At 65.2% G+C, this 15,556-nt stretch carries 8 protein-coding genes and 2 pseudogenes; 2 read left to right on the top strand and 8 right to left on the bottom strand.

All coding sequences use genetic code 11. The annotated features are described in order from the left end of the window. Positions 1–231 precede the first annotated feature (231 nt). Complete coding sequence (locus JZ792_RS38340) at positions 232–1,737, top strand: hypothetical protein (RefSeq protein ID WP_216917799.1); 1,506 nt, start codon at positions 232–234, stop codon at positions 1,735–1,737. Positions 1,738–1,746: 9 nt separating this feature from the next. Here JZ792_RS38340 and JZ792_RS38335 read toward each other — a convergent pair. From JZ792_RS38335 to JZ792_RS38300, 8 genes and pseudogenes are all read right to left on the bottom strand, one after another. Next, positions 1,747–2,633: pseudogene (locus JZ792_RS38335) on the bottom strand (IS5 family transposase). Between the two features lie 3 nt (positions 2,634–2,636). Then, the gene (locus tag JZ792_RS38330; protein WP_216917798.1) at positions 2,637–2,867 is read right to left on the bottom strand and encodes a hypothetical protein; all 231 of its coding nucleotides are present in this window, start codon (positions 2,865–2,867) and stop codon (positions 2,637–2,639) included. Between the two features lie 70 nt (positions 2,868–2,937). Further along, complete coding sequence (locus tag JZ792_RS38325) at positions 2,938–4,854, bottom strand: YehQ family protein (protein WP_216917797.1); 1,917 nt, start codon at positions 4,852–4,854, stop codon at positions 2,938–2,940. A 3-nt stretch (positions 4,855–4,857) separates the two neighbouring features. Then, positions 4,858–5,991, bottom strand: coding sequence for a VWA domain-containing protein (locus JZ792_RS38320; protein ID WP_216917796.1), 1,134 nt, complete (start codon positions 5,989–5,991; stop codon positions 4,858–4,860). After that, positions 5,988–8,255 carry a DUF5682 family protein gene (locus tag JZ792_RS38315; RefSeq protein WP_216917795.1) on the bottom strand — a complete coding sequence of 756 codons (2,268 nt, stop codon included), beginning with the start codon at positions 8,253–8,255 and terminating at the stop codon, positions 5,988–5,990. The genes JZ792_RS38320 and JZ792_RS38315 overlap by 4 nt, the downstream gene beginning before the upstream one ends. Then, a complete protein-coding gene (locus tag JZ792_RS38310; protein ID WP_216917794.1) occupies positions 8,255–9,349 on the bottom strand; it encodes an ATP-binding protein in 1,095 nt (364 codons plus the stop codon). Before JZ792_RS38310 ends, JZ792_RS38315 begins: the two co-directional genes overlap by 1 nt. A gap of 105 nt (positions 9,350–9,454) precedes the next feature. Then, positions 9,455–12,139: a DUF4132 domain-containing protein gene (locus JZ792_RS38305; protein WP_216917793.1), complete on the bottom strand. Its 2,685-nt coding sequence runs from the start codon at positions 12,137–12,139 to the stop codon at positions 9,455–9,457. A 64-nt stretch (positions 12,140–12,203) separates the two neighbouring features. After that, positions 12,204–13,424, bottom strand: a pseudogene (locus JZ792_RS38300) (IS110 family RNA-guided transposase). A 960-nt stretch (positions 13,425–14,384) separates the two neighbouring features. Here JZ792_RS38300 and JZ792_RS38295 point away from each other — a divergent pair. Continuing rightward, on the top strand, positions 14,385–14,552 hold the full coding sequence (locus JZ792_RS38295) for a hypothetical protein (protein ID WP_216917792.1): 168 nt from the start codon (positions 14,385–14,387) through the stop codon (positions 14,550–14,552). Positions 14,553–15,556 lie beyond the last annotated feature (1,004 nt).

The raw sequence follows: 15,556 nt of genomic DNA, 5'->3' as shown, positions 1-15,556 counted from the left end.
CTGTTCCACAAGGGCAACCTCCTCGAACGCCCCCGCGACATCACCCCGCCGTCAACCGACGCGACCGAACCCACCCGAACGGAGGTCGCCTGAAACTTGCCGATCCACAGGATTTGACAATATCTCGCGGCGAATTCCGGCTGACACCTATGTCTTTCAACTCGCCTGCTCGTTCACCGAATCCGACGGCTGATGTCGTTGTCGGTTCACGCCCGTGCCAGAGTGATTCGCGTGATCCCCGGACATGTGCCCGACGCGCCGCCTCCCAAGTACGACGATAGTTTCGATGTGCCAGTGCTCGTCCGCAGCCATCCCGCCAACAAGCCCAGCCGGAAGCAGCAGCAGACAGCTAGATATCATCCTTGGATCTGGTCGAAGAAGTTCCCGAACGACGGCTGGTATTCCACGACCACCACCTGGCGCGACATCATCAAAGCCGCGACAGAGGTCGGCCGGGATGTCACTCCACACCTGGTGCATCAACCCCAGTACGCCCAAAGGGAACTGGCTGCCCGAGTTGCCCCGCTTTACGCCTATCTCGGCGCGCTCGACTTCCGCCCACCGTATCCCGTGCCGGGTGCGATCGGCCGACGCCTCACCCTGAACCCGGTGTATGCCTACGGCACAGAGCGGACCGCGAAGAACGCCGCTGCCTACCGGTTGGGCATGACAATGGCCGAGTGGGCCTGTCGGTCCCTGCTGGGCCTCGGCCAGACGGAGCATCTCGAACTCGGTGGCCCCGTCCCCGCCCTACACCAGAAATTCAAGAATGCGCACGCGAAGTTGCCGGACTTGTGGGGGCGCCACAATGCGGAAGCAACCTATTGGCTGATCGAGGCCAAAGGCGGCGACGTCGGCCTGCCCGCGCTCCGCAAAGGCTGGGAGCAACTACAAGCGGGAAGCAACATTCTCGCAGCGTACCCACATCGCATCGTCCTGGTCGGAACCTCGGCGCGGCCGAAGGACGACCTGTTCCTCACCATCGACCACAACCTCTGTCACGACCCGAGGCACCGGATGCTCATCGGCCCCGGCAGCGGTGACGACTTCCCGACCGGCCCGGACAGCCCGGACAGCCCGGAGGACAACCTCGGCGAAAGGGACGACGCGCTCCTCGCCGCGGCCCGCGCTCAGATGCTTATCTACTTCGCTCTGCGCTACGCACCCACATCACAACTGCGCACAACACTGGTGCCCGCCCAGCGCGGCTTCCGCCGCACCGGCCTGATCACGCCCCTGGAACGCACCGACACCGCAGCGATGCGAGCCGATGTCGGCGAGGTAGCGCGAAGCGCCAGCCGCAGTGCCCGGCGCAACCGAATTCGCAATATCGGGCTCGACGACTTCCTCACCTGCCGGATCGCCGAAACCGGCATCCACCTGGGCATGTCACGGCAGCTGTTCGCAGCCTGCGCCACACTCCACGTTCGCGCCATCGAGCTGCGCGCACCCAGTCTGCTTGCTGAAGAGGCAGCGGAGTTCATCGAAGATGAACGGGAAGAACGCGGCCTCGACGACCGACGGAACTTCTACACACACCTGGAAGTGGCCCGTCCCCGGCTGCAGCGGCAGCTCCGCGAAGCTTACGAGACGGCAGCAGAATACGAGTGGAGTGACCTACTGGACTACAATCCAAACCTCCAAACCGATGCGCCGAGCGACGAAATCGTCCTAGAAGCAATAACGCCGGGAACGTATCTGGCGGTCAGCCGCCACATGCTCCCGGCACCTGCCTAGGGCCCGTCCTCAAAGCCATATGAGCAGGGCGGCCAGGTCGAGCATTCCTCGATACGAAGTCGCGGTCTTGTCGTAGCGGGTGGCGATGGCCCGGTATTGCTTGAGCTGGTTGAAGCAGCGTTCGACCACGTTGCGGCGGCGGTAGGCAGTCCGGTCGAAGGCCGGTGGGCGGCCACCGGCACTGCCCCGGCGACGGCGGTGGGCTTGTTGATCGCTGCGTTCGGGGATCGTGGCGGTGATACCGCGCCGTCGCAGGTGGTGGCGGATCGCCCGTGTGGAGTAGCCCTTGTCGGCCAGCACCCGCCGAGGCCGTATCCACGGTCGCCCCCGCCCCGGTCGTGGCATCCTGATCCCTGCCAGGACCTGGGTGAACATGGTGCAGTCGTTGACGTTGCCCGCGGTCAACACCATGCTCACGGGGCGCCCGAGCCCATCGCAGGCCAAATGGATCTTGGTGGTCAGCCCGCCACGGGAACGACCGATAGCATGATCAACTGGCTCGCTGTACCCGACGCCGGATTCGTTGTCCCCCTGTGTGAACCACACGCGTACGCCCGCCTGCGGAGTGCTGGTGGGCGCGCACGATCGTCGAATCGATCGACACCTCGCGATCGAGTTCGGCCACCGCCTCGGCGACCACCCGAACCTGCGCCACGAGCATCGCCAGGGTGCCGTTGCGTGACCACCGCCAGCACCGGTTGTATACCGTTTTCCACGGCCCGTACCGTTCGGGCAGGTCGCGCCACGCGACCCCGGTCTTGGCCTTGTACAACATGCCGTTGATCACCCGACGGTCATCGACTCGGGGGCCGACCCTTCGCTCCCGATACCGGCAACAGCGGCTCGACAACCCGCCACTGCTCCTCACTCAACTCGTGCCTACGCACCACAAACACAGATCAAAGCACACCAACCACAACAATTTTGAGGACAGGCCCTAGGGCGCAGGCGGATTCGAGCCCTTCGAGAGTGCCCTCGCTGACCCGCCCGATCCTCTCGCCCGCGCGGATCATGGCGCCGATGTCCTCATCGGGAGTGTTCGGGTCGATGAGGATCCCCAGCAGGTCGTCGTCCAGCAGTGCCTGTCGGTCCTCGGCGGTCTTGACGCGTTCGGTGAGTTGATCTTTCATGCGCCATCCCCCTCACCTTGTGCCATGAGGTTGCCGACCACCTGATAGACCTGTGGCGGTTCATGAACGGTCAGAGCTGCTCTGCAGTCAGTAGTAGGCGCAGGTGGGAGTCGGCCCACGTGTCGAGCGTGGTGACGTGCGGCGAACGCAGGGCCAGCAGGGCCTCGGCAGCGCGCGCTAGACCGTGATGCCGCAGATCGCTGGCGATGTCGGCCGCACGGATGAACCAGCTCGGCGGCAGGTGCCGACTACCTCGGTGTGGCACTTCGGAAGAAAGTTCGAGTGCCGCTGCCACTGAATCGCCGAGCGGGTTACGTTCTGGCTCGATGGTGGCCGCCCGCCAGTGCGAGTCCTCGACCGGGGCGAAGTCCGGGACGATGACAGCCTCGCGGAGTACCAGGGCGGTAGGTCGGAGATGTAGCCGTCGTTGACGACGGCGGAGTTCGCCTGCGATGTAGCGCACCTCACCGCTCGCTAGCGCGGACGCTACGCAGTCCAGCGCGCCCGGCGTAGTCGTAGAGTGTCGAATCACGATGGTGGCCGAACCGCCTGCGGCTCGTACGTGCGCACGCAGTTCCTGTGTAGCGGGGAAGTATTCGATGCCCTCGACCGATTCGACGGCGATGACGCGTATGGAGTCCGCGCGGAGCCGGGGGCGGATTACCGCAGGTCGACGATCGGCGAGTCGGTCCGCTTCAGCATCGAGATCGGCGACGAGCAGTTCCTGCGGCAGTGTTTCCCAGGCTCCGGCCGACGGGGTGATGGTGGTTCGGGCGACAGTGCTGCGGCCCAGGTGAAGTTGCCGGTTGGCTGCTCGGGAAGCGCTGTGGGTCACCACATATCCGGACGCGATCGCGGAGAGCCGTGCCGGGCCTGACATGCGGGATCCGAGCTGGGCTGCGGTGGGTGAATTTTGGGTGTCGTTCAGTTCGATCCGCCGGTGGATCGCCAGCACCATGCCGGTATCGGGTTGGGCGAGGTAGACCTCGACCGTGCGGCTGTCGGTGTCGCCTGTGACGCGTGCGCCGAGGCCGGTCAGACGCAATAGCCGCATCGGCGTGCGGGCGGCTTCGGTGCTGCCGAGTACCTCGGCGGCGATCGAGCGTCCACCCTGCGCGCCGCGATGCCGAGCGACAATTTCGGCGACCAGTGCGGCAGCGAGCACCGGGTCGTAGCGGGCACTCAGATCGCGGTAGGCCCGGAGCTGATCGGTCAGCGCGTCGAGTGCCTCCAGCGGCCACCGAGCGTTGGAGGATTCCAGCTGTTTGCGTGCCACCGCGAATGCTGCCAACGATTGCGGGCTTGTATGGACCACGCCGTGGGAGATCAGCTCGGTGAGTGGAATGAGCGCTGCTGCCGTGCCGGAATCGGCGGTGGTCGGGGTGCCGCCGACATCCACGTGCACGGTCGCGAGGTCGGGGTCCTGTCGGTCCGCGAGCCGGAATGCCCATACCGCCAAGGCGACAGCCTCGGGATTGGCGCCGACGGCCGCATCGGTGCGCGCATAACCCAGGTCGTGTGGAACAAGAAAACGAACTGTCACAGTCGGTAGCTCGACGGTCGGCACCGGATCCTGTGTGGACGGACGGATGACGGTGGCACGGTAGCCGAGACGTAACGCTTTGCGGGCGGCCCGAGTTGCCCGCGGACCGAGGTGGGCGACGAGCTGGTCGTCGTCGAACTCGGCAGGCGACCAAGGCGTAACCGGCTCGGCGGCTGCGTCGGCCCGATAGGTCATGACCGTCATCAGGCGGTGGCGACAGAGTGTCACGGAATGACATGTGCAGGAGGATGTTTCGAGCGAAACATCGGTCGGTAGCGTGGTGGTGGTGCCGTCCTCGAAGCGGCCGGTGACCGTGCCGTCGTCGGTGACGGCCAGCGTTGGTCCCTCGCCACGCTCGAGATCGCGCGACGCACGTTTGACCATCCCCCGGTTCGTCAGCGCGGTCAACGAATCATCGGTCAGGGCCAGTAAATCCGTCCGCATGGCTCACTTTCCGATGGTGTCGGCCAGGAAGCCGACCAGCTCACCCGGTGTCATGGCGCCGACCTGCACACCCACGTCGGCCATCCGCTGCGCGATCGCGCGGTCATACCAGGGATCGGCGGACTCATCGAGCGCGGCCAGACCGAGCACCGTAGTGCCTTGCCGGGTAAGTTGCGCGGCCGCTCGGATCAACCGGTGCGGGTCCTGACCCTCGCCGAAATCGGTGATCAGCACAACGATCGCCTTGCGCGGGTTCTCGATCAATCGCGCGCCGTAGTTCAGGGCCTGTGCGATATCGGTGCCACCGCCGAGTTGTACCGACATCAGCAGTTCCACAGGGTCGTCGACGTCTTTGGTGAGATCCACGACGCTGGTGTCGAACGCGACCAGGTGTGTCTTGATGCCCGGCAGGCCCCACAGACACGCGGCGGTGACCGCGGAATGGATCACCGACCGAACCATCGACCCGGACTGGTCCACGAGCAGGATGACCTGTCGACGTTCGAGCCTGCGACGGGCACGTGCCCGGAAATGCGCTGTCTCGACGTAGAGTCGACGCTCATCGGGCCGATAGTGGGCGAGATTGTCCGTGATCGTGGCGCGGAAATCGAAGTCCGCGGCTCGGGCGCTGCGCGACGACCGCCGGGTCCGGGTGCCGGAAAAGCTGGTCAGTATCTCGGTGGCGAGCTTCTCGATCAGTTGGCGCACCACGGCTTCCACGATCCGACGGGCGTGCCGCAATACCTGCGGGTCCATCAGATGCTTGGTCCGCAGTAGCGCGGACAGCAACGTGGTGTTGGGTTCCAAGCGTTGCAGCACATCGGGATCCGTGACGATCTCGGTCAGGTCGAAACGCTGGATGGCGTCTCGTTCGAGGCGTTCGATCGTGGCCTTCGGGAACAGTCGGTGGATATTGTCGAGCCAATCGACCGGCGTCAGCCGGGACGGCTCGTTGCCGCCCGGACCGCCACTGCGGACGCCGCGCGCGGCCAACTCTGGGTCACGCCCGTATAGCCACTCCAGCGCGGCGTCCTGCGCTGCGGCCTGAGCCGACAACATGGTCGACTGGGCCAGCGATTGCGCCGGTTCGCCGAGAATCAGCCGCCATCGCTCCAGTTCGGGGCCGAGTTCGGTCATGGTCGATCCCCGATCGAGAGTAGGTTGTCCCGCAGCAGGACCGCCTCGACCCGATCTTCGACCAGTCGGGCATAGGCGATCGACTCGGGCTCGGAGGAGACTCGTAGCAGGCCAGCACTATTGCCGGACAGCCCGTGCACCTGCAGTAGTTGGTCGGCAAGCGCTGCCCGCTCCCGGGGTGGCAACCACGCGAAGGCGAGCCGCAGCCCCGGCAGCGCGGTCAAGAAGTCCAGGTCGGAGAATTGCCGCACCAGCTCGTTCAAGACCCGCACCACCTCGGGTGTCAGAATGTGGTCCCTGGCAATGGCCAGCAGGCCGGATAGGAAGTCGCCGAGGGTGTCGGGGCGTCCGGCGTGGCGAATGGCACCCTCGGTGCGGGCCAGGTCCGGAGCATCGGCAAGAACCCACAGCATCGCCATCGCCGCGCCTCGGAGCGCCGGGGGCCGGTCACCGTGCGCGGCTCGGCCTATGCTCGCGAAGATATCGTCGAGTGGGCTGCTGAGCAGATCTCGGGCGTGCACGACAGCGTCGCGGATCGCGATCAGGCTGTGCAAGGTGCCTGCATCGTCAGGAAGAGATCGGCCACGTACCCCTTCGACCAGCCACAGCAGCCGAATGGTGGCCTCGTCGATCACGGGGACCAACGCATCGAGGGATCGACTGCGCCACAGATCGACCGCAGCGGCCAGGAGAACACCCAATCCGGGCAGCTCCGTGGTGGTTCTGATCGCGGTGGCCGAATCAGCGAGTACCATTCCGAGGAGGTCGCCGAGGTCGCAGGCCACCGCGTCCAACAAGACCGCGGCCAACTGGGCAGGATCGCCGCCAGCGGCATTGAAGCGTTCACGCAGCCTCGTCGTGGCGGCGTCGACGAGCGTCGGTCCCCATGAGCTCGCTTCGATGAGAGCGGGCAAGCGTAGGTCGGTGTCCTGCACCGACCACGACTCGATCAACGTCGAGGCCTTGCGTGCACGAGCTTCGACCCGGGTGAAACCGGGTATGTCCAGCACTCGTAGGCGGTTGAGTACCACCCCGGCTGGCACGGTTGTTGGATCGGCGAGGTCTACCCGCACCTCCAGTGGAGTGGCGCCGAGCAGCGCTACTCCACATCGGGCGAGCTCGGCTTCGGCGTCGGCGACCAAGGGCGGCTGCGGAGTGTCTGGATGCAAACGGCCGACGGCCCGGCCGGACAACGCGACCACCATCTCGGCCACGACTGGATGAGTATGCGGATGTGGACGGCCGCGCCCGGTCCACGGCAAGGGATGTTCCAGAGCTTCGTCGATCAGAGCCGACGCCAACCCGTCGAGCACATCGGTTCGCGTGGGCACCGAATGGCCGCGCAATCGTGCCAGTCCACCGATCATGGTCTGTGCCCCGATCAGATCGGCGGTCGACACCACCACTCGGCGCGTGCGCAGGCGCGACACCACCGATTCCACCACGTACTCCGCGGCTGCCTGCGCCCCGTGCTCCCATCGGTGCTGGTAGTAGGCGGGCGAAGGCATGCCGGACTGGTATCCGGCAAAGGCATCGAGTCGTCGGAAACTGAACGGCACCAAATACGTACCGCCCGTCGCCGCCGGGGGCATTTCCGGCACCGCAGGCCAAGCGCTGTCAGGTTCGGACGTGGCCATGGCGCGGACCAGCGCAGGGCGGTGAAATCCGCCGGTGACGACGACGATCTCGGCATGGGGCGCGTGGGCCACGGCGGCCGCGACCCATGAACTCATATAGGACTCGCGCTCGGTGTCCTGCGGAGACACCTCGCCCTGGCCCCGGATGAGATCGAAATACGCGTCGAGCCGGGTGGAAAGGTCCGGGCCGCCGATCTCGAAGAGCTCATCCCAGAGCGTGTCGACATTGTCGACGGCAAACTCCCGACAGAGCCGACCCACTGCCTCGCAGTACCGCTTTTCCGCGTCGGCGTACCGATTTTCGTGTTCGACCAGTGCACTGTGCCAGGCGGGGAGGTCGATGAAGCGCACCTCGGCGCCGACGGCGCTGCCTTCCTGCAACGCCACCCATTCCGGGGAGTAGGCGCACAGCGGTGCCCAGGACATGTGGTGTCGTTCCGCGTCGCGAAATCCGGTGAACACAGCGATCGGCAGCTCATGGCCCACCAGCAACTCGTCGAGCCGGTCGTTCATCTCGGCCGGACCCTCGATGAGGACGAAGGCCGGGCGGAGCCGCTGGATCGTCTCTGCTACCAGTTGCGCGCAGGTAGGACTGTGGTGGCGGACCCCGAGGAATGTGACGGTCATCAGCCGGGCAGCTGGAATCGGGCGGCGTGCATGGCTTTCCATGCGCGACCGGACTTCCGGGGCACCTGTGCTTCGAGGTAGTGCCGCAACCGCGCCAAATCGTCGGGGTCGTCCTTGGCCGCTGTGCCTGCCAGGCACTCGACGATGTCGGCTGCTGTACCCGCCTCGCCGCGCAGGTACCACCCGCGCAGCCCGACGGCATGGGCGACGGCCACGGCCTCGGCCGTGCTCATCACCGACGACATCCGATCCATTCGAGCTCCGTCGCTCGATTCGCCGGAACGCAATTCGCGAAAGGTTGTGACCAGCACCTCCAGCACATCGCGCCGTGGTGGGACCGGCACTCCGGAGCGCTCCAGCAACGTGGCGGCCTGCTGTTGCACCAGGGCGAGTTCGGTCGCCAGATCCGCGATCGGAAAGACGGTCTCGAAGTTGAACCGCCGCTTCAAGGCCGCGCTCATCTCATTCACTCCGCGATCCCGAGTGTTCGCGGTCGCGATGACGTTGAAGCCTTCGATCGCGAATATCATTCCGGCATCGCCCAATTCGGGTACCGCCAGGACCCGATCGGACAGCAGAGACAGGATCGAGTCCTGCACTTCCAAGGGGCACCGGGTGATTTCTTCGAACCGGACGACCTTTCCCTCGCGCATCCCGCGCATGACCGGCGCGGGCACGATCGAGCGCTCCGACGGCCCGTCGGCCACCAGCAGGGCATAGTTCCAGCCGTAGCGGATCTGATCCTCGGTCGTGGCAGCGCCACCTTGGATCGTCAGCGTCGAATCGCCGGAAATCGCCGCGGCCAGCAGTTCCGACAACAGCGATTTCGCAGTGCCGGGCTCGCCGACCAGCAGCAACCCTCGGTTCGTGGCCAGCGTGATCAGCGCCCGGTCGATGAGTGAGGGATCGCCGACGAACTTCGTCTCGATTCCGGCCCCCTCGTCACCCGTGATAAACCGTTTCGCCGCAGTGATACTCAGCTTCCACCCCGGTGGCCGGGGAGCCGTGTCCGTGGTGGCCAGCTGGGCGAGTTCGTCACGCCAGCGAATTTCGGCGGACGGTCGCTGCGTTTTCCGAGTCGACTTGTCGGTCATCGCAACGTCTCCAATTCGCGCAGCAGCTCAGACATCGTGATGGTGTAGAGCGAGAAAGTATGGACGGCTTTGTGGTGCTGGGCGGCGGGCACCTCCCAGGTGTTCTCATCCCGCACGGAGTGCTTCCAATTCCCGGATCAGTTCCGATGCCGTGACCGGTGCGAGGGTGTTCAGGTCGGTGCCGACCAGGTTGACTCTCGTGATGGTGTGGGCCGAATACTGCATCAGATTGCGCCATTCCATACTCGGCGAAATCCACAGGTGAATCGCTCCGCCAGCGGACAGCGGCCTCACCATTCGGTCGATGGCGCCGTCGGAGGATTCCCGCTTCCACCCGTGGTGCGCCAGTGCCAGTAGCCGCCCTGGCGAACATTCGAGATCGTGGTATCCGCGCAGGTCCGCAGCGAATTCGGGTGAGTCCGGTGCCCAGAACGCTCGATCGAGCTGCGAAAATGGCTGCAAAAGAGCATAATCCGCGAATATCGACGCCCACTCGGCGGCGGCCTCACCCAGGAGAAGCGGATGGGCGATGCCTACCTCGGCGTCGTCGGAGATGACGACCACGTCGTCATCGAGGTCGGCAAAGGTGAGATCTTCAGCAATTCGAAAGGACTGATGAATCGTGCCGTCGACGCCGAATGTAGCCCACACCAGTCGCCGTGCGAGCTGGCGCAGCATCGGATGGTCGACGAACAGCTCCCGGTGCGCCTGGACCGACCAGCGTCGGCTCTCGACCATGGCCTGCTCCATGCGCCGAACCTGTTCGCCGGCGACCTTCTTCGCGCCGTCTCGCAACGCCGTGAACTGGTCGTAGGCCGCTGTGGCGACGGCGCGGTCGTCCTGGGTGGCGGGCTTGGGCAGTGTGTTACGGCGCGGGCCTGCAGCCCACGAACCGTCACCTGCGCGACGGCCTTCGAAGACAACGGGTTTGAGTTGTTCATCGAGATCGATGACGAAGCCGCGCGATCCGTAGTCCAGCGTGAGCCGACCATCCTTGCCCAGACCGAAATCCGGGATGGAGCGATCGGCCAGTTCGTCCGTCGTGATGCGGCGCTGCGCCGCGAGAGCATCGAGCTTGGCCCGCACGGCCTTCCTGAACCCGCGCTGATTGGCGCGAAGGCCGATGTCACGCAGGTGCCTGAGGGCGGTCGTAGTACCGATATCGGCCAGTACGTCGAGGCCGGTTACCGCACGGGCCGAAGCTGACTGCCGCGGCCATTGAAGGATCAGAGGGACCAGCAGCCGTGCGGCTTCGTCGTCCCCGAACAGACCCACGGCGCGCAAGGTCCAAATTCCACCCGCTGGGTATTCGGCGAATACCCATGCCTGGAACAGGCCCCACGCGAAGCCTGCCATCGACATCGGATCGACGATGGCCGAGAGTTGTTCGATCGCAGTGCTATCCGGGGAGCGTTTGGCCAGCATGGCGCACACCACTTCCACCGTCGACGCAGGCAGTGCCCGAGCGGTGTCGCTCGTCAGCAGCGGCGGTAGCACCGGCAGTATCAACCACGACGGCATCGGGGCCGGCTTCCGGCGCGGCCGAAACAGCTCCGGCAACTCCGCCGGGTCGACGACCGGGACATCGGGCAGCTGGACGCCGAATTCCACAGCCAGGTCCGGGTTCTGCCAGGCATGGATCCGCAGCAGCGTGCCTATCGCCGAATGCCGCCCAGCACCGGTCGACAACAGCCGCATGGCACGGCGCGGGAAACGTTGCGCCGCCGCCATCGCCGCACTCGGAACCCCGTATCGGTCCAGGTTCTGCAACAGCAGGCTGAACGCTTCGTCCGTAGGCAGATACGACAGAATGTCGGCCAAGTCGCGCGTATGTTCCCGCATCCAGTTGGTCACGTGATCCACGAAGCCGACGGTGGCAATCACTGTGGCTGCCTCGGGGCCGACGCGGGTGACCACGCCGATGTACCCAGCCGTGGTCACGCCACTTCGATTACCGGGCCGCAAACGGGCGATGAACGCCTCCAACTGGGACTCGGTCGTCACCGCTGTCGCAAGAAGTGCATACATGGTGTGAGCCCAGTAATCGTCGGCCACTGCCACGTTGATGTCGGCGGTGACCCAGGACTGCTCAGTAGGCGTCAGGTAGCTCGCGGCAATACGAACCGGCAGATTTGCTGTTGCCGAACGTATTTCGCCGAGCCGTGCGACGGCGGCCCGATACAGCTCGTCGGTGGCGACAACCAGGTGCTCGCGTGCTCGCTGCAAAGCGACCAGGGAATAGAAATGGTAGAAGTAGCGCCCAACCGACCATGGCGTCAAGTCGTAACCGCGGCCACCCGGAGTATCGCGGTACCCCCGAGGCATCGTGGTCGCGATAAGTGCGGCCTCGGTGGCGAATACCACACCGCGCTGGGCCATCCACGCGTCGACCGTCAGGGTCCAGTAGCCGACGCTGTCATCGTATCGCCCCTCGTGTCGCCGTTCGCACTCGACCACGACTGCCAACGCGGCAACCCCGAGCGGCGTCGCCGATGCTGGATCGGCCAACGAGGCCGCCCCGGCCTCGGCCGCTTCTGTCGGCCACGAGGCCGCCAGCGCCCGGTGCAGCGAGTCCCGCTCGGCTGCGATCAGGTTGTCATACAGCTCGACAGCCCGCTGATCAGGCGTGAACGATCGGTACGGCGCAAAGCCGCGGACCGGAAGTGCCACCTCCCGCCAGGCTGCGGGAACCTCCCAGGCGTCCTCGTCGAAGTCGCCACGATGGTGCTCTGTCTCGGTGGCCATCGGCTCCCTCTCGAGTACTGCAAACAACTGCCCGTATTCAAGCAAACGCGACCGACAACCGACCCTCGCCGGAGGTATCGACGCTACGACAGGCGCCTTGGTGATTCTGTCAAGCCGTGGTGGGAGCGATGGTCTGGCGGATTCCTGGAGCGGGCGTGAACGTTCGGTTGTCGCGCAGCAACGCCCAGAGCACGTCGACAAGCCGCCGCGCGAGGGCGAGGAGGGCTTGCGGGCGATGTTTCCCTTCGGCTCGTTTTCGCTGGTAGAAGGATCTGGACGGCCCATCGCGCATGCTGGAGACCAACGCAGCCATGTAGAACACCCGCCGCAGCCCTCGGTGGTAGCGCTGGGGTTTGCGCAGATTGTTCTGGATGCGGCCGGAGTCGCGTGTGGTAGGGGCGAGACCAGCGAACGCCGCCAGCCGTGCCGACGTGGCGAAGTTGGCGAGATCGCCGGTGGTGCCGACCAGAAACTCCGCGCCGAGAATTGGCCCAAGTCCGGGCAGGCTCTCGATGATTTCCGTCTGCGGATGGGCCCGGAATGTTTCAGCGATCTGCTTGGTGAGGTCTTTGATCTCGCGGTCCAGATCGAGCAGTTGGCAGGCCAGCCGCGCGACCAGTGGTGCGGTCGCGACCTCGGCCGACAGCGTAATGGTCTGCTGTTCGGCTGCTTTGAGGGCTTTCATGGCAACCCCGGCGGCGGTTGTCGGGCGGACTCCGTGGGCGTTGAGGTACTCGATGAGTCCTTGGCGCCCGGTCCCGCGAATACCGGTCGGGGTCTGGTATCCAGTGAGCAGGGTCAGCGGCGCCCGAGCCGAATAATCTAGCGCCGCTTCCAGGGCGGGAAAGATTCCGGTGAGCAGCTCCCGCAGCCTGTTGATACCCCGAACCCAGTCGCCAGCCAGGTCCTCGCGGCGCGCGGTGAGTACAGTCAGATCGGCTATGACCTGATCGGGCGACGCGATCTCAGGGATATCGCTTCGCAGCCGGATGGTTTCGGCGATCACCCGAGCGTCCTTGGCGTCGCTCTTGCTCTCGCCGCCGAACGCGCCGGACATTCGGTTGACCATTCGACCGGTCACATAGCTCAGCGGCCGTCCGGTTGCCAGCAGCAAAGCAATAAGCAGGCCCGCCATGCTCGAGGTCATGTCCACCGCCCATCACACCTCGACGGCGGTCTTATCGGCTCGGGCGATGAGCTGTTCGGTCGCTGCCTGGGTATTGGCAACCCGTTGGGAGAAAACCGTTTTGCCGGTCTCGTCGACTGCGCAGGCGTGGTGGGCGGCCTTGCCCACGTCGATACCGATCCAGATCTTCTCGCGAACCGCCACGCGGGCCGTCCTTCCGTATTCGCAGCCAGAACCTGCGGACGACCTCGCCGGCACCTCCATAAACAGCGACCACGCGCACAGATCGCAATTTGCGGCCGAGGTGTCGAGTACGACGGGGTGGCCACTCACCAGGAGCCACACCACGGCAGAGGGCTGATAGCCACGCCCCGCCGCCCTGGGTGTCTAAAGCAACCTCGCCCCAGACCATTTCGATCTTATGGAGGGCTGAGTCGGCGAGTGCGGCGTCGAAGCCGACCTCGGGGCTCCACCCGGTACCGGTCACTCCGCATCCGCGACGCCCGATTTCCGACCTCGCCCTGCGGTGATCGTCAGCAGATGGGCGCCACATGAGAGCGCGAGAACACCGCCACATACGGCAAGTCACAGGTCCGTATCGGCGAGGTCATCGACCGCATGGGCACAGAGCCTCCTCCATCACGCCCGCATCGACGCCGGGCAGTCCGCCGGTAACCCGGAGGCTGCTACACGGTGCGGCGACCATGCATCAGTCCCATCTCACCCCGGCCAGGTGTGGGTGTTACGCACTCCGCGTCGCCTGAACAGCGCAAAGAACACCTCGAATTCCTCGCTCGGTTCCACCAGCGACCTGGTCGGTCGCCGCGTGCCGATTCCGAGCGGTGGCATGCTTGTATCACTCGGGTGATCGCCCGATCCGCGGGTGCAGGTCCTGTGGGAGACGTGCGGTTCAGAGTGCTCGATTGTGCGGACAGGGAAGATGTGATGGCCGCAAGACCGAGTTCCCCGACGACGAGAAGTGTGGGACGACGACCAGATCATCGACCGGGCATTGGACGTCGCCAAGAACCCGGACCAGCTGCCGGTCCTGCAGAACAACGGCAACTGGGCATGCATTGGGACACGAAACGGAGTGGAAATCAAGGTCCGTTAGACCTGGTCGCCTACTGCCGGAGCGACAGCGACGCTGGGGAGTGGGCAAACTTGGTCGACGAGCTGTGCGCGATTCTCGTCAAGCGCCAGATCAAGATCACGCAGGTCGAGCGCGACCTCGTGGCCAACCTGCTCGGCCAGTTCAATCCGCCGGTCGAGGGATACCCCTACATCAGCGACCCGGACGGCGTGCTCTCCAAGCTCAACGTGACTACATGATACGCCGCGACGATCTGCGGCTCGTCGGCTGCTCGGATCTTCGTCGCGGTAGGTCGCTCATAGTGCCGGCATTCCCCAGACACGCGGCATGCCGCTGACGAGGGTGTCGACTTTCCGGCCCTACTACGGTCCGAATGCGCTCATCGGCATGATGGTGCGTTGGGCCGACCCTGCCCCGGCCGATCCGAACAGCCTTATAAGCGGAAAGAGCGGATGATCTGCGTCGCAGTCGATCAACGTCGCTCCGCCGAACGCCGTGAACTGGCAAGTCGTTTGCGAAATCGCAACCCTGCCATCACCACCCGCAGCCCGACCAGCTCGAGGCTGCCATGCACCGCCGATCACCCCGTTAATGGTTGCCGAGGTCGGGTCATTCAGCGAAGGCCCCGCCGCTGGTGTTGGCGGTCAGCGGCCAATGCGGACGTTCTCGAACGCGCGGGGCGCGGCATGAGGGTGTGTGAGCATTCGCCCTGCAAGCCAGCGATCGGTTGCGAAAGGTTGGTCCGACATGCCATCTACCCACGCGGCACCGAACCGCATCGAGCGGGTCGCCACCCGAGGGCTGGCCGTTCGGCCAGCCTCCGGAGTCCAACGCGAATTTGACCTGGCTCCAGATCGCCTGAACCTGGCTGAGCGAGGAAGGACCGCGGCAAGTATCACGCCGCCTGCGGCTGCCTGGTCTCCTGGACGCTAGGCGGACGTACACGGTCTTCCACACCCGCTTTGCCAGATGGGCTCCCCAACGCACCTCGGACTTCGGCCGGTCGGAAACGCGGTGGACGATCATCAATCAGATCACCGTCGTCCGCGGCACAGCTGAGGAAGCCATTGCCAACCAGCTCACGATCAACGAATGGGAACTACCGGAAGTGAATCGCCTGTAAGTGTTGGTGGTGGCTGGCCTGGGGCTGGCTGGCAGGGTAGGTGCTGGTTTTTCAGACCGGGGTGTGACTCGTGAATCGCCTGGCCCCGTACGGGTGCCTTTCCCGGGAGTTGTCCTTCTC

The organism is Nocardia noduli (genome assembly GCF_019038455.1).
GTDB classification, from domain to species: Bacteria; Actinomycetota; Actinomycetes; order Mycobacteriales; family Mycobacteriaceae; genus Nocardia; species Nocardia noduli.
The sequence above is the reverse complement of the archived record's forward strand: the minus strand, read 5'-3'. Positions and strand labels throughout refer to the sequence as shown.

Coding starts and splice junctions, on each gene's coding strand:
- JZ792_RS38325 (WP_216917797.1), bottom strand. CDS start 4,854: ATGCGGACGGATTTACTGGCCCTGACCGATGATTCGTTGACCGCGCTG.
- JZ792_RS38330 (WP_216917798.1), bottom strand. CDS start 2,867: ATGAAAGATCAACTCACCGAACGCGTCAAGACCGCCGAGGACCGACAG.
- JZ792_RS38315 (WP_216917795.1), bottom strand. CDS start 8,255: ATGACCGTCACATTCCTCGGGGTCCGCCACCACAGTCCTACCTGCGCG.
- JZ792_RS38310 (WP_216917794.1), bottom strand. CDS start 9,349: ATGACCGACAAGTCGACTCGGAAAACGCAGCGACCGTCCGCCGAAATT.
- JZ792_RS38320 (WP_216917796.1), bottom strand. CDS start 5,991: ATGACCGAACTCGGCCCCGAACTGGAGCGATGGCGGCTGATTCTCGGC.